Source organism: Microbacterium sp. 4-7 (genome assembly GCF_014332665.1).
Lineage (GTDB): Bacteria > Actinomycetota > Actinomycetes > Actinomycetales > Microbacteriaceae > Microbacterium.
On sequence record NZ_MCRH01000004.1, the window covers coordinates 75,898 to 97,703 of the forward strand.

The window sequence follows — 21,806 nt, forward strand, 5'->3', positions numbered from 1 at the left end:
TTAGCGCAAGGGCAAAGTGTCGCGGTTTCGCACCATGCACACGAGGGCCTCGCGATCCTCCCAGGATTCGACACGCAGGAAGTCCCGGGATTCATACAGACGGATCGCCGCATCACGCCAATGCCAGACGGACAGCCGGACAGGGGAACCCGCGACCTCCAGGGCGGCATCGAGCAGAGCACCGCCGACGCCTCGTCCCCGCACGCTCGGATCCGTCCAGAACCTCTTGACCTCTGCTTCTCCGGCGACCGGCCGGATGACGACCACTCCCACGGGCTGATCGTCCAGCTCTGCGATGAGCACAACGCACCCGGCGTACGCCAGAGCGGGGTCATCAGCCTCCTGCCTGTAATGCGGCGGCAGCGTGCCGGGCGGGGATGGCACTGCGATCCCGTGCTCCCGCTTCTCGTCCTCGGTCTGGAGGAGGTACGTCCGCACGAGATGGGTTACCGCAACCGCGTCGGAACCGTGCAGGTTCGTCCGCCGGATGCGGACAGAGGCGCGCTCGGGGCGTATGAGTGTGTCGAGATCAGGCTGTTCGGTCACAGGTTCATTCTGCCCTCAGCGTGAGGACCAGACGCCGAGCTCGTTGCCGCTGGGGTCGAGGAAGTGCAGGCGGCGGCCGCCGGGGAACTCGTACGGACCTTGCACGACCGCACCGCCGGCCTCGGTGATCGCCACCTGGGTGGCATCCAGATCGTCGGAGTACAACAGCACGAGAGGGCCACCGGGCGGGCGTCCCTGATCGGAGAGGAGCAGCCCGCCGACCTCGGATCCGTCGCCTGTGAGTGACGCGATGCCTGCATAGGCGGGACCGTAGTCGACGAAGACCCAGCCGAAGGCGTCGCGGTAGAACCGCTTCGCCGTCTCGAGATCATTGACGACGAGTTCGACGTAGTTGATGGCGTGGTGCACGGGTGCGGGTGTCATGCGGCCACGCTAGCGACAGCATCCGACATGCGCCAGACACCCGAGAGGGCGGGCTGCGCGACAGGGGAGGTCGCGACCAGGAGTACCGTGGGAGGAGTGCATCAGGTTCCCCGCTCCCCCGTGACCGCCCCGGGATGGAGAGCCTGGCTCATCTGGGGTGTCGGCGTCGCGGCCTACGTCCTGGCGATCACGAACCGCACCTCCCTCGGCGCCGTCGGGGTGGAGGCCGCGGATCGATTCCAGGCCGACGCGTCGACCCTCGCGCTGTTCGCCGTCGTCCAACTCGCCGTCTACGGCGGGATGCAGATACCGATCGGCATCCTGCTCGACCGCTTCGGCTCGCGCCCGATCATGACGATCGGCATGCTGCTCATGGCCGCAGGTCAGCTCACCATGGCCCTCTCCCCCGGCATCGGCATCGCGATCTTCGCGCGCATCCTGCTCGGCGCCGGTGACGCGGCGATCTTCCCGGCCGTGCTGCGGCTCGTGGCGACGTGGTTCCCTGCCCAGCGCGGGCCGATCATGGTCCAGTTCACCGGCATCATCGGGCAGGCGGGACAGTTGATCGCACTCGTGCCCCTCGCCGCCCTCCTGCACGCGACGACGTGGACGATCACCTTCGGCAGCATCGCGGGGCTCGGCGTGCTGTTCACCATTCTCGTCGCGCTCGTCATCCGCAATCACCCGGCGGAGCGTGGGGCCGACGTGACGGTCAACACCGACACGGGTGTCATCCGCGTCGTCACGTCGGCGATCGACACCGGTGTCGGCATCCGCGCCGCGTGGGCGCACCCCGGCACCCGCCTCGCGTTCTGGTCGCACTTCACGACACCTTTCGCGGGCACGGCGTTCATCCTCCTCTGGGGAATGCCCTTCCTGACCGCAGCGCAGGGGCTGGACACGGCGCATGCTGCGGGCATCATCTCGGTGTACGTGATCGCCGGAATGGCACTGGGCCCCATCATCGGAGACCTCTCGCGTCGGCTGCCGAATCAGCGTTCGCTCGCACTCGTCCTTCCGGCCGTCGGGGTGCAGGTCGTCGCATGGGTCGCCGTCCTCGCCCTGCCCGAACCGGCTCCGCTCTGGCTGCTCTACGTCCTCGCCGTGGCACTCGCGACGGGAGGCCCGGCGAGCATGATTGCCTTCGACCACGCGCGCACGCACAACCCCTCGCATCGTCTCAGCACGGCCACAGGAGTGACGAATGCCGGTGGCTTCATCGCCGCTCTCATGGCGATCTTCCTCATCGGTCTCGCACTCGACCTGCAGGGCGCGGGGACGCCGGAGACCTACTCGCTGGAGGCGTTCCGAGTGGCGTTCCTCATGCCCATCCCGCTGTGGATCCTCGGTGTCACCTTCATCGTGATCGAACGCAAGCGCACCCGCATCCGGATGGGGCTGGATCCTGAGCGGCGACGCTGAGGAATCCGAGGATGGTGCTCATGCCCCCGAGCTTCACCTTCTCGAACGAGGACTCGGAATCGGAATCGGAAGGATGCTCGTGCAGGGCATCGTCGATGATCTGCCGGAGACCTCGACCGTGAAGCGCATCATGCTCGCCACCAGCGATGCGGACGGCCTCTACGCGAAGTTCGGCTTCTCCGAGCCGGAGGGACCGAGCCGGTACATGATCAGGCCCATGTCGCGATGAGACGGCCTCGAGCGATTCAGCGCCCTGGGCGCCGCAACGGCGTCCAGCCGAACGGCACCGGGCCGTCGAACGCTGCTCTCTCCTGGTCGGCGCGCGTCGACCACCCCTGAGCTTCTCCCGGAGTCTCATACGCGCCGCGCGCGACTCGAAGCCCGACGTCCTCATGGTGCATGCGGGGTCCTCCCCCGCGACGCACCGAGGCGCGGACGCTCCACGAATCGTCTGCGAAGCCGCCCCCGCGGAACACGCGATAGTCGTCGTATCGCGCGGGATCCAGCAGATCCCAGCACCACTCCCACACGTTGCCGAGCATGTCGAACAGCCCGTTGAGGTTGGGCAGCTTGCCGCCGACCTCCTGGGGAGCCGACACACCGTCGGCACTCGTCCACGCGGCCTCGGCGAGAGGTGCATAGTGCGGCCCCGTCGACCCTGCCCGGCACGCGTACTCCCATTCGGCTTCAGTCGGGAGACGATAGCCGTCTGCGATCACGTCCCAGGTGACGTCCTCGCCGTCGAATCGGTAGACCGGGTCGAATCCCTCCCACTCCGATGCGGCATTGCAGAAGTGGATCGCGCGCAACCAGCTCAGGTCCGCGGCCGGTCGACGGGGATGGCGTGAGGAGATCGGAAGGATCTCCGCCAGCTGCTCCTCGGTGATCGGGAAGACGCCGATCTCGAAATCCTCGAGACTGACGGTGCGTTCCACCTTTCGGCGCGCATCATGCAGTGTGACCGACCCGCCCCGGATCGGTCGCATCTCGATATCGGTCACGCCTGCGGCACCCTCTCGACCCAGTCGGGGTACTTCGCGGCACGTCCGTCACCGGACGAGGTGCGCGTGACGCGTCGCCTGACCCACGGGCCGACGAACTCTCGATAGTAGGCGAGCCCCGCGGGGCCACCCGCGGTGAGGGCTGTCGGTGACCACCAGGTCGACGGAGGCTCGTAGCCCAGCCCCTGCAGCACCCGTGCGGCGACTCGGTGGTGACCGGCGGCGTTCATGTGCAGGCGGTCCTCGGACCAGTACTTCGCATCTGCCAACTCGCGGTCGGGCCAGTTCAATGCGCGCACGACATCGTCGCGCCCTTCGACGCGTCGAAGCACGGCATCCGAGAGCTGGTCGCCTCGCCGCTGCACGAGCGATCCCATCGGGAGCTGGCCGCTCGGATTCGCTCCGGAGAGGAGGATCAGGGTGACGCCTTCTTCGTCGCAGCGGCGCAGGACCCGGCTGAACGCGTCAGCGATGTGCTCGAGGTCGGTCCGCGGCCGCAGCATGTCGTTGCCTCCGCCGTTGAACGACAGGTGGGTCGGGCGCAGCGCGAGCGCCGGCTCCAGCTGCTGCTCGACGATCGGCCAAGCCAGCTTGCCGCGGATGGCGAGGTTGGCATAGCTGATCGAATGGCCGGCGGCATCGGCCCACCCCTGAGCCACGAGATCGGCCCAGCCTCGCTCGCGGCCGTCGGGCAGCACATCACCCACTCCCTCGGTGAAGGAATCTCCGATGGCCACATAGCGAACGTCTGTCACCTCGACAGCCTATTCCCGCTCGCCGACACCAGGCGCATCAGCGGTCGTCGAGCGCCATCCCGCCGCGATCGACCAGGCCCCACGCCGCCGCGGCCGCGACCACGAAGCACGCGCCGAACACCGCGAACAGCACCGGCGCGCCCCCGGCGACGAGAACGACAGGCACCGCGAGCGGAGCGATGATGGACGCGATACGCCCCACTCCGGCGGCCCATCCCGCGCCGGTGCCGCGAAGCGAGGTCGGGTAGATCTCCGGGGTGACCGCGTACAGCGCACCCCATGCGCCCAGGTTGAAGAACGAGAGAGCCATGCCCGAGGCGATGATCGCGGCTTCGGTCGTCGACGTGCCGAAGCAGACGGCCGAGACCGCCGAGCCGATCAGGAAGACCGACAGCGTCGTGCGTCGACCCCACACCTCGATGAGCCACGCGGCGACGGCGTAACCCGGAAGCTGCGCGAGCGTGATGATGAGAGTGAAACCGAACGAGCGGACGAGATCGAAGCCTGCATCGACCAGGATGCTGGGGATCCAGATGAAGGCGCCGTAGTACGCGAAGTTCACGCACAGCCAGACGACCCATAGACACAGGGTGCGCACGCGGAACTCGCCGTTCCACAGTGTCGTCAGACGAGCTCGCGTCGTCACGGCGATCGCCCGCGACATCGGCTCGCGTCTGATCGCAGGCCCCGGCTCGACACCGGCGTCGGCCTCGAACGCCGAGACGATGCGATCGGCCTCGGCGATGCGCCCGCGCGACGCGAGCCACCGAGGCGATTCCGGCAGTCCCCAGCGCACGATCAGTGCGTAGACCGCGGGGATCGCGCCGAGGGCGAACGCCCAGCGCCAGCCGGCGTCGGACGCGGGGATCACGAAGAAGCCGATCAGTGCGGCCGCCGTCCATCCCACCGCCCAGAACGCCTCGAGGATGACGATCAGTCGGCCTCTGATGCGCGCCGGCGCGAACTCGCTCACGTACGTCGACGCCACGGGAAGCTCGGCGCCGAGCCCCAGCCCCACCAGGAAGCGCAGCACGAGAAGCGCGGCGAGGCCGCTCACGAGCGCACTCGCTCCGGTGGCGATGCCGTAGATGAGCAACGTCAGAGCGAAGACCTGGCGCCGTCCGAGCCGGTCGGCGAGAAGTCCGCCCAGCGTTGCGCCGATCGCCATTCCGATGAAGCCGACGGAGGCGATCCACCCGGCATCCGCCTTCGTCAGGCCCCACTGCTGGGTGAGTGCGGCGAGGATGAACGAGATGAGTCCCACGTCCATCGCATCCAGAGCCCACCCCACGCCTGATCCTGTGAGCAGACGAAGGTGGCGGCGCGTGAACGGAAGCTCATCGAGACGCCCGGCGATGGAAGCCCGGCTCGGCAGCGCGGTGTTGGCCATCCCCTCATCGTAGAGGGGAGCGCCGCGCTGCCGAGTCCCGCGTCAGTCCTGGGCGGCCAGCAGCTTGCGCACCCGAGGGATGACCTCGGACCCGTAGAGCTCGATGCTGCGCATCATCGAGTCGTGCGACAGCGTGCCGGTGGCGTACTTCATGTCGAATCGCCCGAGTCCGAGCGTCGTGACGGTGTCGGCGATCTTGGCCGCGACCCGGTCGGGAGAACCGACGTAGAGGGCACCCGCGGGACCGACGTCGTTCTGGAACCGCGCCCGGCTGTAGGGAGGCCACCCGCGCTCGCGACCGATGGTGTTGTTCATCGCCTCGAAACCGGAGTACGCGGCCTCCCACGCCTCCTCGTCGGTATCGGCGATGTGACCAGGCGAGTGCACCGCGATCGGATGCGACGTCGTGCCGAAGGATGCGATCGAGCGGTGGTAGAGGTCGACGAACTGACGGAATCGCCCCGCAGGACCTCCGATGATCGCGAGCATCAGGCCCAGTCCGTGGCGGGCGACCCGCACGACGGATTCGGGGCTGCCGCCGACACCCACCCAGGTGCGCAGACCGTTCTCCGTCTTCGGGAAGACATTCGCGTTCTCGAGCGATGCGCGCATCGAGCCGGACCAGGTCACCGGCTCCTCCTTGAGGAGCTCGACGAAGAGGTCGAGCTTCTGCTCGAAGAGCGCGTCGTAGTCGCGGAGGTCGTATCCGAAGAGCGGGAAGGACTCGATGAACGATCCGCGCCCGAGCACGACCTCGGCGCGTCCGTTGGAGAGCGCGTCGAGTGTCGAGAACCGTTCGAAGACGCGCACCGGGTCGTCGGAGGAGAGCACGGTGACGGCGGTGCCGAGGCGGATGTTCTCTGTGCGCCCTGCGATGGTGGCGAGCACCATCTCCGGGGACGACACCGCGAACTCCTCGCGGTGGTGCTCCCCCACACCGAAGAAGTCGACACCGACGCTGTCGGCTCGCTCCGCCTGCTCGACGATGTTGCGGATCGTCTGCGCGCCGGTCAGGAGCTCGCCGTCGTCGCCTCTCGTGATGTCTCCGAAGGTGTCCAGTCCGAACTCGATGCTCATGTCAGCCCTTTCTATTCAGCTGAATGAACAGCGCACGCCGGCGCGGCATTCCCTCAGCGATTCAGAAGTGCCGTGCGGAGCGTGTCGAGTCCGACCCCGCCCATGTCGAGCGCGCGCTTGTGGAACTCCTTCACATCGAAGTCCGCGCCACGCTTCGCCTGATACGCATCGCGCACCTGCTCCCAGATGCGCTGCCCGACCTTGTACGACGGAGCCTGCCCCGGCCAGCCCAGATACCGGTTGACCTCGAACTGCACGAACTGATCGGACATGTTCACGTTCTTGCGCATGAAGTCCAGGGCGTAGTCGGCATCCCACGTGCCCTGACCGTCGAGACGAGGTTTGCCGAGGTGTACGCCGATGTCGAGCACGACGCGGGCTGCGCGCATCCGCTGACCGTCGAGCATGCCGAGCCTGTCCGCCGGGTCGTCGAGGTAGCCGAGCTGCTGCATCAGACGTTCGGCGTACAGCGCCCATCCCTCGGCGTGTCCCGACGTCCCTGCGAGCAGACGGCGCCAGGAGTTGAGCTCCGCGCGGTTGTAGACCGCCTGGGCGATCTGCAGGTGGTGCCCCGGGACGCCCTCGTGGTAGACGGTCGTCAGTTCCCGCCAGGTATCGAACTCGGTGACGCCTTCGGGCACCGACCACCACATCCGGCCGGGGCGTGAGAAGTCGTCGGTGGGGCCGGTGTAGTAGATGCCGCCCTCCTGCGTCGGAGCGATCATGCACTCGAGGGTCCGGATCGCCTCCGGGATGTCGAAGTGCGTCGCGCCGAGCTCTGCGACGGCACGGTCGCTCGTCTCCTGCATCCAGCGCTGTAGAGCATCGGTGCCCACGAGCTTGCGGGACGGGTCGGCCTCGAGATGGGCGACAGCCTCTTCAACGGTGGCTCCGGGCAGGATCTCGTTCGCGATCGCGGTCTGCTCCGCGACCATGCGGGCGAGTTCTTCGCGGCCCCATTCATAGGTCTCGTCGAGGTCGATCGTCGCTCCGAGGAAACGTCGCGAGTTGAGCGCGTAGAGTTCTCGGCCGACGGCGTCCGTCTCAGTCGCTGCCGGTGCCAGCTCGTCCGCGAGGAAGCTGCGGAGCTCGTCGTAGGCGACCCGAGCGGCGGCCGAGTTGTCGGCCAGAGTACGGGCGAGCGATGCGGGGAGATTGCCTTCCTGAGGCGCTGCCTCGGCGACGAACGCAGCGAAGAATCCGTCGTCGGCGGTATAGCGATCGATCTGCGTCGCGACTTCCACGACCTGACGGCGTGCAGGGGTCACTCCGGCGGCGATGCCTGCACGAAGGGTCTCGGTGTAGCCCCGGAGCGCATCAGGGACCGCGGCGAGGCGGGTGGCGATGACGCTCCAGTCGTCCGCCGTCGCGGTGGGCATCAGGTCGAAGGCCGACCGTACGTCCTGCGCCGCCGACGCGATGACGTTCAGGTCGCGCAGGTGCCAGTCGGCATCGTGCAGTTCGAGGTCGAGACTCAGCTCGGCAGCCAGATCGGTCTTGGTGACCTCATCGATCGCGTCCACGGGTTCGAGCGCTTCGAGCGCGGTGAGGGTCGAACGAGTCGCTCGCACGATCTCCTCGTGCCCCTCGGGGCTCAGGTCGCCGAAACGGTCGTTGACGTCGTCCCGGCCGATGTAAGTGCCGAGCGTCGGAGCGAGCACCGCGATGGTGTCGACCCACTCATCGGCGACTCTGTCGATGGCAGACGGTGTGCGAGAGGAAGAGGTCATCCCTCCAGCGTAGCCCTGCGCCCCGGCGCAGGATATTGGTACCCGTCGCCGGGGCTGTCGGCCCTCGCGGTCGCATCCGTCGTCACGGACGCGCGGTCGGAATCAGTGCGCCGCCTCGTTCCAGTCCTGCCCGCGCCCGACCTGCACGTCGAGCGGCACGGTGAGATCCGCCGCATCGCCCATGCGAGTCCGAACGATCCGCTCGGCCGCGTCCCACTCCCCCGGTGCGACCTCGACGACGAGTTCGTCGTGGATCTGCAGCAGCGCACGCGAGGACAGTCCCTCCGACCTGAGGTCTTCGTGGATGTGCAGCAGCGCGATCTTCATGATGTCGGCCGCGCTGCCCTGGATCGGTGCGTTGAGCGCCGCGCGCTCGGCGTTCTCGCGCAGCACGCGGTTGGGGCTCGCGAGGTCGGGGAAGGGTCGCCGCCGCCCGAAGATGGTCTCGGTGTAGCCGACCTCTTTGGCCTTTATGACGGACGCCCGGAGGTAGTCGCGTACCGCTCCGAACCGCGCGAAGTACTCGACCATCAGCTGCTTCGCCTCGGACTGCTCGATGCGGAGCTGCTTCGACAGGCCGAACGCGGAGAGACCGTAGACGAGGCCGTAGGACATCGCCTTCACCTTCGTGCGCATCGCGGACGTCACCTCGCTCGGTTCGACCCCGAACACTCGCGCGCCGACGAAGCGGTGGAGGTCCTCACCGCTGTTGAACGCCTCGATGAGGCCTTCGTCGCCGGACAGATGGGCCATGATGCGCATCTCGATCTGCGAGTAGTCGGCGGTGAGCAGCGACTCGTACCCCTCTCCCACCTGGAACGCGCTGCGGATGCGACGCGACTCCTCGGTGCGCACCGGGATGTTCTGCAGGTTCGGGTCTGTGCTCGACAGGCGCCCGGTCTGGCTTCCGGTCTGCACATACGTCGTGTGCACACGGTGATCGGTTCCGATCGCGGTGTCGAGCGACTCGATGATCTGACGGAGCTTCGTGGCCTCACGGTGCTGCAGCAGCAGACCGAGGAAAGGATGCGGATGCGACTCCTGGAGATCGGCGAGCACCGCAGCATCCGTGGAGTATCCGGTCTTCGTCTTGCGGGTCTTGGGCAGCTGCAGGTCGTCGAACAGCACCTCCTGGAGCTGCTTCGGAGATCCGAGATTGAACTCGCGACCGACGATCCCGAACGCCTCCTGTGCGAGGCGGTCCGCGCGCGTCGCCAGCTCGCCCGAGAACGTCGAGAGGACGTCGTGCGACACCGCGACTCCCGCGACCTCCATGTCGGCCAGGGTGAGCAGGGTCGGAAGCTCGATGTCGGTGAGCACAGCGGCGACCGACTCGGGGATGTCGTCACGCAGAGCCGTGGCGACGCGGAGGGCGAACCAGGCCTCCTGCGATGGGGTGGCGCCCTCCGTCTCCGGCACGAGCTGCGAGGGATCCGCCTCGGGCAGCTTCTCTCCGAGATACCGTTCGACGAGGTCGGACAGGGTCTTGTCGGGGAAGCTCGGTCGCAGCAGCCAGCCGGCGAGACTGGTGTCGTAAGCGAGTCCCTGGAGTCGGATGCCGAGGCGCAGCAGCGCCTTCACCTGGGGCTTCGCATCATGCAGCACCTTGGGGCGCGTCGACTCGAGCCACGGTCTCAGCACCTCGATGTCGTCATCGTTCCAGTCGAGTTCGCGGAGCTCGCTCGCGGTCGCGGCGCCGAGACGCGTCGGTGCCCCGCCCTGCACGACGATACGCAGTGCGACGTCGTCCGTCTGCGCGTCGGCCCAGCTGACGAACTCTGCTGCGGTGACCTGCGTCGGTTCGGGCAGCACCACCGTCGCGGCCGGATCGTCGGCGACCTCGCCGGCGCCGACTGCTTCGAAGACACGGGGCAGCAGGGTGCGGAACTCGAGGCGGGCGAAGATGTCGCGCACGGCCTGAGCGTCGATCGGGGCGACCGCGAGGTCGTCGGGAGCGACGGGAAGCTCGACGTCGCGCAGCAGTCGGTTGAGCCGACGGTTACGGCGCACGTCCTCGATGTGATCGCGCAGGTTGCCGCCCACGACCCCCTTGATCTCATCGGCTCGCTCGAGCAGGTCGTCGAGCGAACCGAACTGCGTCAGCCACTTGACGGCGGTCTTCTCCCCCACCTTGGGCACGCCGGGGAGATTGTCGCTCGTCTCGCCCACGAGAGCCGCGATGTCGGGATACTGCTCGGGCCGCACTCCGTAGCGTTCCTGCACGGTCACCGGGTCGTAGCGCTTGAGCTGCGAGACGCCCTGCACGGACGGGTACAGCAGCGTGACGTCGTCGGTGACCAGCTGGATCGTGTCGCGGTCTCCGGAGACCACCAGGACGTCGTATCCCTGCTCCGCGCCCTGCGTCGAGAGCGTCGCGAGGATGTCGTCGGCCTCGAAGCCCTCTTTGGTGAGCACGGGGATCGACATCGCCGCTAGGCAGTCCTGCAGCAGCGGGATCTGACCCCGGAACTCCTGCGGGGACTCCGACCGCGTCGCCTTGTATTCGGGGTACTGATCGGTGCGGAACGAATGACGGGAGGTGTCGAACGCGATCGCCATGTGCGTCGGCTGCTCGGCCTTGATGAGGTTCACCAGCATCGACAGGAAGCCGTAGATGGCGTTCGTGTGCTGATTGTCCTTCGTCGTGAAGTTCTCGACCGGGAGGGCGAAGAAGGCACGATAGGCGAGCGAATGGCCGTCGACGACCATGAGGGTAGGCTTTGCGGAGTCCGTCACCCTGTCAGCCTAACGAGGACGACAGACACCCGCTGAGGAGGAACCATGAGCGACACTGCTACCAGTGCAGGACTCGACTGGGCGACAGCCCGCGGAATGGGTGCTCTCGCTCAGAAGATGGGCATGGAGTTCCTCGAGTTCACCACCGAGCGATGCGTCGCGACGCTCCCGGTCGAGGGGAACACACAGCCCGTCGGCCTCATGCACGGCGGTGCCTACGTGGTTCTCGGCGAGTCGCTCGGCTCGATGGCGGCGAACCTGCACGCGGGCCCGGGCCGACTCGCGGTCGGGGTGGACATCAACGCCACCCACACGCGCTCCGCCACGTCGGGTGTCGTGACGGGCGTCTGCACACCCGTCCATCTCGGCCGCAGCATCACCGTGCACGAGATCGTCGTGACCGACGATCAGGGGCGTCGTTGCTCGACCATCCGGATCACCAACATGATCAAGGACGCTCCCGCGGCAGGCTGAGCGGCTCGACCAGCAGCAACTGGAACAGCAGGTGATCCTGCCACTCGCCCGCGATGCGCAGGTACTGCGGCGCGATGCCGATGCGCTCGAAGCCGTTGTCGGCGAGCACACGCTGTGAACCAGAGTTGTGCAGGAGGGTCGCTGCCTGCAGCCTGTGCAGCTGCACCTCGTCGCGGGCGTACTCGGCGACCCGGTGCACGCCGCGGGAAGCGAGTCCCCGCCGCAGACGCGTCCTGTCGACCCAGTAGCCCAGGTCCGCATTCCAGAAAGCCCCGCGGACGATGTTGTTGAGGTTGATCCTTCCGCGGATCTCACCATCGGACGACTCGATCACGAACCGGATGTTGCGACCGGCCGAGGCTTCGATGACGCACTGCTCCGCATGGAACTCCTGCCACTCCGGAGTGAAGAACTCCGGAGCCCTGAGCGGTTCCCACGGCGCGAGATGGTCGCGATTCGCGGAGTACGCTCTCGCGAGGGCCGCGCCGTCGCCGATCCGGACCGGACGCAGAACATGCTCTGCGTCGAGTGGAAGCAAAGGCTACTTCTTCGGAGCGAGCTGCTCGATGATCGCCTTCGCCACGTCCTGCATCGTCAGGCGGCGGTCCATCGATGCCTTCTGGATCCAGCGGAACGCCTCGGGCTCGGAAAGGCCCATCTTCTCGTTGAGCAGTCCCTTGGCGCGGTCGACGAGCTTGCGGGTCTCGAAGCGCTCGACCATGTCGGCGACCTCGGCCTCGAGCGTGATGATCTGCTCGTGGCGAGCGAGAGCGATCTCGATGGCGGGCAGCAGGTCGTTCGGCGTGAACGGCTTGACCACATAGGCCAGGGCGCCGGCCTCGCTGGCCCGTTCGACGAGTTCCTTCTGGCTGAATGCCGTGAGGAGGACGACGGGTGCGATGTTGCCCTTGTGCAGCTTCTCGGCGGCGCTGATGCCATCGAGCTGCGGCATCTTGACGTCCATGATGACGAGATCGGGGCGCAGCTCGGTCGCCAGCGCCACGGCGGTCTCTCCGTCGCCGGCCTCGCCGACGACATCGAAGCCGTTGTCGCGGAGGATCTCGACGATGTCGAGACGGATCAGCGACTCGTCCTCGGCGACGACGACGCGTCGGGGTGCGGATGACGTGGGCTGCTCGGCTGCCTGTTCTTGCTCGGTCACAGATCCATCCTAGTGGAGAGCGCCTCTGAGGTCCCCCGATGCCGCGGCGCGTGAGGATCGACACTGATCCGCTGCGCTAAAGTCGAAGACGCGACACACGAGCCGGCGTGGCGGAATGGCAGACGCGGAGCACTCAAAATGCTTTGTCCGAAAGGGCGTGTGGGTTCGAGTCCCACCGCCGGCACATCAGAGAACAGCCCTCAGACGAGTGACCAGATCTCATCGTCGATGAGGAGGTAGCGATCCAGCGCGGGCCGCATGGCCGCGTGCAGTTCGCGCTCCGCGACGGCAGGATGCTCTGCGAGCACGACCCGTGTCGGCACCGCCGCACGGATGATCGCGTCGAGGTTCTCGTCGGAGGCGTCCACCGGGGCTCCGTCACGCAGCACGGGCATGTAGGTGCCGCCACCGTAGATGCGGGCTCCGTCGTCCGCCGCGATCGTCTCGGCGATGCGCGTCTGCGCGAGCGGCACCGGCACGCACGCGATCGCGTCGCACGTTCGGAATCGACGCTTGAGGCGATAGCGGACCCCGATGCTGCCGGGCTTCGACGACGTCATCGGGTCAGCCATCACCGCAGCAGGGTCGGCCGGGGCCTCGGAACGACCCGCAACGGGCACGCCGCACGGCGGCCGGGCGCTGTCGAGGCGCGCGTCCGTGGCGGGTTCGATGGTCGCTTCATCCATGGGCACGGCGCCCGCGTGGTCTGTCACGGCGTGCGCCAGCACCAGAGTATCCGTCATGCGCTGAGAATCCGTCATGTCGCGGCGCCGACCGGTCCCGAGACGGTGCCGCGGGCGCCGAGGTCGACCCGCTCAGGGTTCGGAGAGAGACGCGACCTCGCCGAGGACGCGAGGATCCGCGAGGATCCGGAAGTGCCCGCCTGTGTCGAGCCGGACGTTCCGGCGCGCACCCGGCAGTTCGCTGCCCTCGGGGATATGCGGATCGAAGGTGGCGTACATCGATACGATCCGTTCGTTCACGTCCTGATGCCGAGCGAGCTCCACGATCGAGGGATGCGAGGGGGCGAAGGCCCACAGGGACGGGACAGGGAGTATCCGTGCGTACCGGGAACCGCCGAAGGGAGTCGCGACCGCCAACATGGCGCGTACTCGAGTCCCCGCCGGGCCGGCCATCGCGAGCTTGCCCGCGAGTCCACCCTTGCTGTGCGCGACGAGCAGCACGTCGGACAGGTCCGCGCGCTCGAGGAAGGCCGTCACGACCCGCGCTGCATCCCGCACGGGACGCTGATTGCGTCTCAGGGCATCGACCACGTAGATCGGATGGCCGCGATCATGCAGGGCCGTGATCAGCGGTTGCATGAAGCGCCATGTCTCGTAGACCCCGGGAAGGATGACGATCGGAGCAGCATGGCCCCCGGCGAACGAAGACGGATCGCGGCGGTCGAAGGCCGAGCGCACCTGCCAGTAGGCGGCATAGGCGTAGTCCGCGATCCACCAGCGGGCCCGTCTCACGAGATCGATGATGTCCCCTCCCCTGGTGGCCGCGCCGCATCCGTCACGCCAGACGATACCAACCGCCAGGACTCCCCGGCGACGGATACGACGAAGGGGCGGAACCGTGGCTCCGCCCCTTCGCCTCTTGCCTGGATCAGACCGTGGCTTCCTTGTAGATCGGAGCCGCGCCGTTCACGGCGTCTCCGACCTTGTGCACGCGGATGTCGTTGGTCGAGCCGACGATTCCGGGAGGGGAACCGGAGATCACGACGACCTTGTCACCCTCGACGGCGAGTCCGCTGCTGAGCAGATAGTCGTCGACCTGCAGATACATCAGGTCCGTGTGCTGGACCATGTCGACGAGCTTCGAGCGGATGCCCCAGGTGAGCGCCATGCGACGGCGGATGCTCGGCTCGGGTGTGAACGCGATCATCGGGATGCGCGAGCGCAGACGGGAGAGACGACGCGCCGAGTCACCCGACTGGGTGAACACGCAAAGGAACTTCGCGTCGACGAACTCGGCCACCTCGAGAGCGGCGAGAGTGATCGCACCACCCTGCGTGCGCGGCTTGTTCGTCAGCGGGGCGATGCGCTCGAGTCCGTGCTCTTCGGTGGACTCGATGATGCGAGCCATCGTCTCGACGACGACGACCGGGTAGTCACCCACGCTGGTCTCGCCCGAGAGCATCACGGCATCCGCGCCGTCGAGCACGGCGTTGGCGACGTCGGAGGTCTCGGCGCGCGTCGGCACCGGGCTGTTGATCATCGACTCGAGCATCTGAGTGGCGACGATGACGGGCTTCGCGTTGCGGCGTGCCAGTTCGACAGCGCGCTTCTGGACGATCGGCACGGCCTCCAGAGGCAGCTCGACCCCGAGGTCGCCACGGGCGACCATGATCGCGTCGAACGCGTCGACGATCTCCTCGAGAGCGTCGACGGCCTGCGGCTTCTCGACCTTGGCGATGACGGGGACCTTGACGCCCTCCTCTGCCATGATCTCGTGCACGCGGCTGACGTCTTCGGCGTTGCGGACGAACGACAGGGCGATGAGGTCGGCGCCGATGCGCAGGCCCCAACGGAGGTCGTCCTCGTCCTTCTCGCTGAGTGCGGGGACGTTGACGGCGACGCCGGGCAGGTTGATGCCCTTGTTGTTCGAGACGGCGCCCGCGACGATCACGCGCGTCGTGACGGTGACTCCGTCGGTCTCGACGACCTCGACGCGGACCTTGCCGTCGTCGATAAGCAGGAAGTCGCCCGGCTTGACGTCGTTGGGCAGGCCCTTGAACGTCGTGCCCGAGATCTCCTTGTTGCCGATGATGTCTTCGGTCGTGATCTTGAAGATGTCGCCTTCGGCGAGCTCGTAGGGACCGTTCTCGAACTTGCCGAGACGGATCTTCGGCCCCTGAAGGTCGACGAGGATGGCGACGGCGCGGCCCGCATCGTCGGCAGCGCGACGGACGTTGGCGTAGTTGTTCTCGTGCACGGAGTAGTCACCGTGGCTGAGGTTCAGACGGGCGACGTCCACTCCGGCGTCGATGAGTGCACGCACGGTCTCGTACGTGGAGGTGGCGGGGCCCAGGGTGGCGACGATTTTCGCGCGTCTCAAAGATTGCTCCAGGGTAGTGGGGGATGGAAATCAGGCGACGGTGCCGCCGCTCAGCCTACGCGGGCTGGAGACCGATAGCGACTTCATGTGGTCGCACCGGCTCGGGCAGCACGGTGGTCCCCATGAGGAATCGGTCGACGTTCGCCGCAGCCGCGCGGCCCTCGGCGATCGCCCAGACGATCAGCGACTGTCCGCGACCGGCATCACCGGCGACGAAGACGCCGGGAACCGTGGACTCGTAGCTGTCATCACGTCGGAAGGCACCGCGGTCGGTCACCTGCGGGAGGGTGTCCTCGGAGTAGCCGTCCTGCTCCGGACCGGTGAAGCCCATCGCGATCAGTACGAGATCTGCGGGGATCTCGCGCTCCGTCCCGCTCTTGGGAACCCGGCGGCCGTCGATGAACTCGGTCTCGGCGACGCGGAGCGCGCGCACCTCGCCCACATCGTTCGAGAGGAATTCGACGGTCGAGGCGAGGAAGACCCGCTCGCCGCCCTCTTCATGTGCCGAGGAGATCTCGAACAGCGTCGGCATCATCGGCCAGGGCTGGTGGCCCGGCCGCTCGGTGCCTGGCTGCTTGCCGATCGCGAGGTTCGTCACGCTGATCGCGCCCTGACGGTGTGCGGTGCCGATGCAGTCCGCGCCGGTGTCACCGCCGCCGATCACGATGACGTGCTTGCCCTCGGCGGTGATCTGCTCCGGCACCTTGTCACCGGCGACCGCGTGGTTCGACTCGACCAGGTACTCCATCGCGAAGTGCACTCCGTCGAGGTCGCGACCAGGGATCGACAGGTCGCGCGGAACCGTGGATCCGGTGGCGATCACGATGGCGTCGTAGCGGGCGCGCAGGTCGGCCCATGAGATGTCCTTGCCGATCTCTACTCCGGCGCGGAAGCGTGTTCCCTCTTCCTGCATCTGGCGAAGGCGCGACTCGAGCTGCCCCTTCTCCATCTTGAAGTCGGGGATCCCGTAACGCAGCAGGCCGCCGATGCGGTCGTCGCGCTCGAACACCGCGACCGTGTGACCGGCGCGCGTGAGCTGCTGAGCAGCGGCGAGACCGGCAGGGCCGGACCCGACGACCGCGACGGTCTTGCCCGTCAGGCGGGCCGGTGGCTGCGGTTCGACCCAGCCCTTGGCGAACGCCTCGTCGATGATCGAGACCTCGATCTGCTTGATCGTGACAGGAGGCTGGTTGATGCCGAGCACGCAGGAGCTCTCGCATGGTGCCGGGCACAGGCGACCGGTGAACTCCGGGAAATTGTTGGTCGCGTGCAGGCGATCGATCGCCGCACGGCCCTCGCCGCGCCAGGTCAGGTCGTTCCACTCGGGGATCAGGTTGCCCAGCGGGCAGCCCTGATGGCAGAACGGCACGCCGCAGTCCATGCAGCGACCTGCCTGCCGCTTCAGGACGGCCTGGTCGCCGGGCTCGTAGACCTCTTTCCAGTCCATGATGCGCACGGGCACAGGGCGACGCGGGGGAAGCTCACGTTCTGTGACCTTCAGAAAACCTTTGGGATCAGCCACCGGTCACCTCCAGGATGCGGTTCCAGACGATGTCGCCGTCGGGGTCGATGCCCTCGGCGACTGCTTCTTCGCGCATGCTGCGGACTGCCGCGTAGTCGCGAGGAAGCACCTTCGTGAACTGGCCTGCGGTCTCATCGAACCGTGCCAGGATGTCGGAGCCGAGCGGCGAGGCCGTGCGCTCCACGTGTGCCACGATCAGGCTCCGCAGCACTTCGAGGTCGGCTCGGTCGAGCGGTTCGAGCCGGAGCTCGCCGCTGCCGAGCGACTGGGCGTTGATCTTGCCGCTGTCGAGCGAGTGGATGTAGGCCACTCCCCCGGACATGCCGGCGCCGAGGTTGCGACCCGTCGAGCCGAGGATCACCGCGACGCCGCCCGTCATGTACTCGAGCGCGTGGTCGCCCACTCCCTCGACGACGGCTGTCGCGCCGGAGTTGCGCACGAGGAATCGCTCGCCGACCACCCCGGAGAGATACATGGTCCCGGACGTCGCGCCGTAGCCGATCACGTTGCCGGCGATCACGTTCTCGTGCGGAGCGATGGCCGCCCCGCGAGCGGGACGGATCGAGATGTCGCCGCCCGAGAGCCCCTTGCCGACGTAGTCGTTCGCGTCGCCCTCGAGTCGAAGCACGATTCCAGAAGGCAGGAAAGCGCCGAGCGACTGACCGGCGGTGCCGTGCAGCGTGACGTCGATGGTGCCGCTGGGAAGCCCCGCGGCGCCGTGTCGGGAGGTGACCTGGTGACCCAGCATCGTCCCGACGGCGCGTTCGGTGTTCGCGATCGGCAGCTCGACCACCACCGGTTCGCCGTTGAGGAGCGCTGGCTTGGCGATGTCGATGAGCTGCACGTCGAAGTGCTTCTCGAGCTCGTGATCCTGCGTGCGGCGGCTGCGACGCGGCTCGCTCGCCGGGAATGCCGGTCCCTCGAGCACGGGGCTCAGGTCGAGGCCCTCCGCCTTCCAGTGTTGGAGTGCGGCGTTCGCCTCGATCAGCTCGGTGCGGCCGACGATCTCATCGATCGAGCGGTAGCCGAGCTCGGCCAGGATCTCGCGCACCTCTTCGGCGATGAACTCCATGAAGTTCACGACGAACTCCGGCTTGCCGGTGAAGCGCTCGCGCAGCACCGGGTTCTGCGTCGCGACGCCCACCGGGCAGGTGTCGAGGTGGCAGACGCGCATCATGATGCAGCCGCTGACGACGAGCGGAGCCGTCGCGAATCCGAACTCCTCCGCGCCCAGCAGAGCGCCGATGATGACATCGCGTCCCGTCTTGAGCTGGCCGTCGACCTGCACGACCACGCGGTCGCGCATGCCGTTGAGCATCAGCGTCTGCTGAGTCTCGGCGAGCCCGAGCTCCCACGGCGTTCCCGCGTGCTTGAGCGAGTTCATCGGGCTCGCACCCGTGCCGCCGTCGTGACCTGAGACCAGGATGACGTCGCTCAGAGCCTTCGCGACACCCGCCGAGACCGCGCCGATGCCCGACTGGCTGACGAGCTTCGTGTGGATCCGCGCCTCGGGGTTGGCCCGCTTCAGGTCGAAGATGAGCTGCTTCAGGTCTTCGATCGAATAGATGTCGTGGTGCGGCGGGGGCGAGATGAGTCCCACACCGGGTGTTCCGCCGCGCGTGCGCGCGACCCACGGATACACCTTCTGCGGAGGCAGCTGACCGCCCTCGCCGGGCTTCGCGCCCTGGGCGAGCTTGATCTGGATGTCGTCGGCCTCGGTGAGGTACAGGCTGGTGACACCGAAGCGTCCCGAGGCGACCTGCTTGATCGCGCTGCGGCGCTCGGGATCGAGCAGACGGTCGGCATCCTCCCCGCCCTCACCCGTGTTGGACTTGCCGCCGAGCCTGTTCATGGCGATCGCGAGAGTCTCGTGGGCCTCTTTCGAGATCGATCCGTAGCTCATCGCGCCGGTCGAGAACCGCTTGACGATCGCCGAGACCGGCTCGACCTCGTCGAGCGGCACCGGCTTGCGCGTACCGGTCCGCAGCGAGAACAGACCGCGCAGAGTCTTGAGCTCCGCCGCCTGATCGTCGACCATCCTGGTGTACTCGCGGAAGATGTCGTAGCGGCGCTCGCGTGTGGCGTGCTGCAGCTTGAACACCGTCTCCGGGTTGAAGAGGTGCGGGGAACCGTCGCGACGCCACTGGTACTCGCCACCGGTCCAGAGGCGCTCGTGAGCGCGAGCAGCCTCATCCTCCGGGTAGGCGTAGTCGTGACGAGCCTGATTCTCGATGAAGATCTCTTGGATCCCGATGCCGCCGAGCTTCGACTCGGTGCGGGTGAAGTACTTGTCGATGAACTCCTCGCTCAGACCGACGGCCTCGAAGACCTGTGCGCCGGCGTACGACGAGACGGTCGAGATGCCCATCTTCGACATGATCTTCAGAACGCCCTTGCCGAGCGCGTAGATCAGGTTGCGGACGGCCTTCTCGGGGCTGATGCCGGTGATGTAGCCGGTGCGCACCAGGTGCTCCACGGTCTCCATCGCGAGGTACGGGTTGACCGCCGACGCGCCGTATCCGATCAGCGTCGCGACGTGATGCACCTCGCGGACGTCACCCGCCTCGACGATCAGACCGACCTTCATGCGGTTCTCACGACGGATCAGGTGGTGATGGATGGCCGAGACCATGAGGAGCGAAGGGATCGGGGTCAGATCCTTGTTCGAGTCGCGATCCGACAGGATGATGAACTCGGCACCGCTCTCGATGGCCTCATCGACCTCGTCGCACATCTCGGTCAGACGCTTCTCGAGCGTGTTCGAGCCGGCGTCGAAGTGGTACAGGCCCCTGATCGTCACGCTGGAGCGATCGGGAAGAGCCTTGTCGATGTGACGGATCTTCGCGAGCTCGTCGTTGTCGATGACCGGGAAGTCGAGCGACACCGTGCGGGTGTGGTCGGGACCCCAGGTGAGCAGATTGCTCTCGGGGCCGAGACCGAGCTTCAGACTCGTGACGACCTCTTCGCGGATCGAGTCGAGCGGCGGGTTGGTCACCTGCGCGAACTGCTGAGTGAAGTAGTCGAAGAGCAGGCGGGGACGCTTGCTGAGCACCGCGATCGGAGTGTCGGATCCCATCGCGCCGAGAGGCTCGACACCGTTCTGGCCCATCGGGGTCAGCAGGATGCGCACCTCCTCCTCGGTGTAGCCGAAGGTGCGCTGACGGCGGGTGATCGATGCGGGCGGGTGCACGATGTGCTCCCGCTCGGGGAGGTCCGCGAGCCGCACGGAACCGGCATCCAGCCATTCCTGCCACGGGTGCATGGTCGCGAGATCGTGCTTGATCTCCTCGTCTTCGATGATGCGTCGCTGCGACGTGTCGACGAGGAACATCTTGCCGGGCTGCAGGCGTCCGCGACGCTTGATCCGCTCGGGTTCGAAGGTGAGCACACCGGTCTCCGAGCCGATGACGATGAGGCCGTCGGTCGTCTCGGTCCAGCGCCCGGGGCGGAGCCCGTTGCGGTCGAGGGTCGCGCCGACGACGGTGCCGTCGGTGAAGATGAGCGCCGCCGGGCCGTCCCAGGGCTCCATCTGGTTCGAGTGGTACTCGTAGAACGAACGAAGCTCCGGAGAGATGTCGGACTGCTTCTCGTACGCCTCGGGGACCATCATCATGATGGCGTGCGGCAGGCTGCGACCGGTGAGGGTGAGCAGCTCGAGCACCTCGTCGAACGACGCGGAGTCGCTGGCACCGTCGGTGCAGATCGGCAGCAGCGGCGCGACATCGCCCAGCAGCTCGGATTCGAGCTGCGACTGGCGAGCGCGCATCCAGTTGCGGTTGCCGCCGACCGTGTTGATCTCGCCGTTGTGCGCGAGCATGCGCAGCGGCTGAGCGAGCGGCCAGGAGGGGAACGTGTTCGTGGAGTAGCGGGAGTGCACGACCGCGAGCTCGGACATGAAGCGCTCGTCCTGCAGGTCGGGGTAGAACGGCTCGAGCTGCAGCGTCGTGACCATGCCCTTGTAGCCGAGAGTGCGGGCGGACAGCGTCACGAAGTAGGCGCCGAGCTCGTGACCGGCGCGCTTGCGCAGTCGGTATGCGACGCGGTCGAGGGCGATGCCGGTGAGCGGGGCGTCCGAGTGCGTCGCTCCCCCGGCGCTCACGAAGAGCTGCTCGAAGGCGGGACGCGCCTCGTCGGCGAGCTTTCCGAGGTTGTCGTTGACCGTCGGAACCTCGCGCCAGCCGAGGACGCGGAGTCCCTCCGAGCGGGCGATCTTCTCGATGCCGGCCTTCTGCTGGCGGCGCTCGCTGGAATCGCGCGGCAGGAATGCCAGGCCCGCGGCGTACTCGCCGACCGGGGGCAGTTCGAAGTCGGTGACGGCGCGCAGGAACGCGTCCGGCATCTGCGTCAGGATGCCCGCGCCGTCTCCGGTGCCGGCATCCGAGCCGATCGCCCCGCGGTGCTCCAGGTTGCGCAGCGCTTCGAGCGCGAGCGCGATGATGTCGTGGCCCGCCTCGCCGCGGAGGGTCGCGACCATGGCGAGGCCGCAGGCGTCCTTCTCGAACGCCGGGTTGTACATGCCCTGCTTCGGGGGGTAAGCGCCGGAA

18 protein-coding genes and 1 tRNA gene are annotated in these 21,806 nt (G+C 67.4%); 4 read left to right on the forward strand and 15 right to left on the reverse strand.

The window, feature by feature from the left end; translation table 11 throughout:
- A complete protein-coding gene (locus tag BEP68_RS18365; protein WP_315985288.1) occupies positions 1-546 on the reverse strand; it encodes a GNAT family N-acetyltransferase in 546 nt (181 codons plus the stop codon).
- Positions 547-561: 15 nt separating this feature from the next.
- The gene (locus BEP68_RS07445) at positions 562-930 is read right to left on the reverse strand and encodes a VOC family protein (protein WP_187249644.1); all 369 of its coding nucleotides are present in this window, start codon (positions 928-930) and stop codon (positions 562-564) included.
- A 96-nt stretch (positions 931-1,026) separates the two neighbouring features.
- Here BEP68_RS07445 and BEP68_RS07450 point away from each other — a divergent pair, with 96 nt between their 5' ends.
- Positions 1,027-2,352 carry an MFS transporter gene (locus tag BEP68_RS07450; protein WP_187249645.1) on the forward strand — a complete coding sequence of 442 codons (1,326 nt, stop codon included), beginning with the start codon at positions 1,027-1,029 and terminating at the stop codon, positions 2,350-2,352.
- A gap of 79 nt (positions 2,353-2,431) precedes the next feature.
- Positions 2,432-2,581, forward strand: a complete 150-nt coding sequence (locus BEP68_RS07455; RefSeq protein ID WP_187249646.1) for a hypothetical protein — start codon at positions 2,432-2,434, stop codon at positions 2,579-2,581.
- Positions 2,582-2,597: 16 nt separating this feature from the next.
- Here BEP68_RS07455 and BEP68_RS07460 read toward each other — a convergent pair whose 3' ends face one another.
- The 6 genes from BEP68_RS07460 to polA all read right to left on the reverse strand — a co-directional run bounded on the left by BEP68_RS07460 (position 2,598) and on the right by polA (position 11,041).
- Positions 2,598-3,353, reverse strand: a complete 756-nt coding sequence (locus BEP68_RS07460; protein ID WP_315985289.1) for a formylglycine-generating enzyme family protein — start codon at positions 3,351-3,353, stop codon at positions 2,598-2,600.
- Positions 3,350-4,108, reverse strand: coding sequence for an SGNH/GDSL hydrolase family protein (locus BEP68_RS07465; protein WP_056278756.1), 759 nt, complete (start codon positions 4,106-4,108; stop codon positions 3,350-3,352). Before BEP68_RS07465 ends, BEP68_RS07460 begins: the two co-directional genes overlap by 4 nt.
- Positions 4,109-4,145: 37 nt before the next feature.
- A complete protein-coding gene (locus tag BEP68_RS07470) occupies positions 4,146-5,498 on the reverse strand; it encodes an MFS transporter (protein WP_187249647.1) in 1,353 nt (450 codons plus the stop codon).
- A 42-nt stretch (positions 5,499-5,540) separates the two neighbouring features.
- A complete protein-coding gene (locus BEP68_RS07475) occupies positions 5,541-6,575 on the reverse strand; it encodes an LLM class flavin-dependent oxidoreductase (RefSeq protein WP_056278758.1) in 1,035 nt (344 codons plus the stop codon).
- Positions 6,576-6,628: 53 nt separating this feature from the next.
- Positions 6,629-8,305 (reverse strand): DUF885 domain-containing protein, encoded by a 1,677-nt coding sequence (locus BEP68_RS07480; protein ID WP_187249648.1) that lies wholly within the window; start codon positions 8,303-8,305, stop codon positions 6,629-6,631.
- 102 nt (positions 8,306-8,407) lie between these two features.
- Entirely contained in the window at positions 8,408-11,041 is a 2,634-nt protein-coding gene (gene polA, locus BEP68_RS07485) for a DNA polymerase I (protein WP_187249649.1), read from the reverse strand.
- A 45-nt stretch (positions 11,042-11,086) separates the two neighbouring features.
- Here polA and BEP68_RS07490 point away from each other — a divergent pair, with 45 nt between their 5' ends.
- Positions 11,087-11,515: a hotdog fold thioesterase gene (locus BEP68_RS07490; protein ID WP_056278760.1), complete on the forward strand. Its 429-nt coding sequence runs from the start codon at positions 11,087-11,089 to the stop codon at positions 11,513-11,515.
- Here BEP68_RS07490 and BEP68_RS07495 read toward each other — a convergent pair.
- Both BEP68_RS07495 and BEP68_RS07500 read right to left on the reverse strand, forming a co-directional pair.
- Positions 11,490-12,053 (reverse strand): GNAT family N-acetyltransferase, encoded by a 564-nt coding sequence (locus tag BEP68_RS07495; protein ID WP_072591285.1) that lies wholly within the window; start codon positions 12,051-12,053, stop codon positions 11,490-11,492. The genes BEP68_RS07490 and BEP68_RS07495 overlap by 26 nt on opposite strands.
- A gap of 3 nt (positions 12,054-12,056) precedes the next feature.
- The gene (locus BEP68_RS07500) at positions 12,057-12,677 is read right to left on the reverse strand and encodes an ANTAR domain-containing response regulator (RefSeq protein WP_042536652.1); all 621 of its coding nucleotides are present in this window, start codon (positions 12,675-12,677) and stop codon (positions 12,057-12,059) included.
- A gap of 101 nt (positions 12,678-12,778) precedes the next feature.
- On the opposite strand from BEP68_RS07500, the gene BEP68_RS07505 reads away from it, so the two are divergent.
- A tRNA-Leu gene (locus tag BEP68_RS07505) sits at positions 12,779-12,861 on the forward strand.
- Positions 12,862-12,877: 16 nt separating this feature from the next.
- Here the strand turns inward: BEP68_RS07505 and BEP68_RS07510 are convergent.
- The 5 genes from BEP68_RS07510 to gltB all read right to left on the reverse strand — a co-directional run bounded on the left by BEP68_RS07510 (position 12,878) and on the right by gltB (position 21,778).
- The gene (locus tag BEP68_RS07510; RefSeq protein ID WP_187249650.1) at positions 12,878-13,420 is read right to left on the reverse strand and encodes a hypothetical protein; all 543 of its coding nucleotides are present in this window, start codon (positions 13,418-13,420) and stop codon (positions 12,878-12,880) included.
- 72 nt (positions 13,421-13,492) lie between these two features.
- Positions 13,493-14,152: an esterase/lipase family protein gene (locus BEP68_RS07515; protein WP_315985290.1), complete on the reverse strand. Its 660-nt coding sequence runs from the start codon at positions 14,150-14,152 to the stop codon at positions 13,493-13,495.
- Positions 14,153-14,288: 136 nt separating this feature from the next.
- Positions 14,289-15,740 (reverse strand): pyruvate kinase, encoded by a 1,452-nt coding sequence (gene pyk, locus BEP68_RS07520; RefSeq protein ID WP_053096089.1) that lies wholly within the window; start codon positions 15,738-15,740, stop codon positions 14,289-14,291.
- A 55-nt stretch (positions 15,741-15,795) separates the two neighbouring features.
- On the reverse strand, positions 15,796-17,262 hold the full coding sequence (locus BEP68_RS07525; protein WP_053096090.1) for a glutamate synthase subunit beta: 1,467 nt from the start codon (positions 17,260-17,262) through the stop codon (positions 15,796-15,798).
- Entirely contained in the window at positions 17,255-21,778 is a 4,524-nt protein-coding gene (gene gltB / locus BEP68_RS07530; protein WP_157538235.1) for a glutamate synthase large subunit, read from the reverse strand. The genes BEP68_RS07525 and gltB overlap by 8 nt, the downstream gene beginning before the upstream one ends.
- Between the last annotated feature and the right edge of the window lie 28 nt (positions 21,779-21,806).

Bases quoted from the DNA above. Each gene is read 5' to 3' on its own strand.
- BEP68_RS07445 (WP_187249644.1), bottom strand. From the start codon at position 930: ATGACACCCGCACCCGTGCACCACGCCATCAACTACGTCGAACTCGTC.
- BEP68_RS07480 (WP_187249648.1), bottom strand. From the start codon at position 8,305: ATGACCTCTTCCTCTCGCACACCGTCTGCCATCGACAGAGTCGCCGAT.
- BEP68_RS07490 (WP_056278760.1), top strand. From the start codon at position 11,087: ATGAGCGACACTGCTACCAGTGCAGGACTCGACTGGGCGACAGCCCGC.
- BEP68_RS07475 (WP_056278758.1), bottom strand. From the start codon at position 6,575: ATGAGCATCGAGTTCGGACTGGACACCTTCGGAGACATCACGAGAGGC.
- BEP68_RS07510 (WP_187249650.1), bottom strand. From the start codon at position 13,420: ATGACGGATACTCTGGTGCTGGCGCACGCCGTGACAGACCACGCGGGC.
- BEP68_RS07470 (WP_187249647.1), bottom strand. From the start codon at position 5,498: ATGGCCAACACCGCGCTGCCGAGCCGGGCTTCCATCGCCGGGCGTCTC.
- gltB (WP_157538235.1), bottom strand. From the start codon at position 21,778: ATGTACAACCCGGCGTTCGAGAAGGACGCCTGCGGCCTCGCCATGGTC.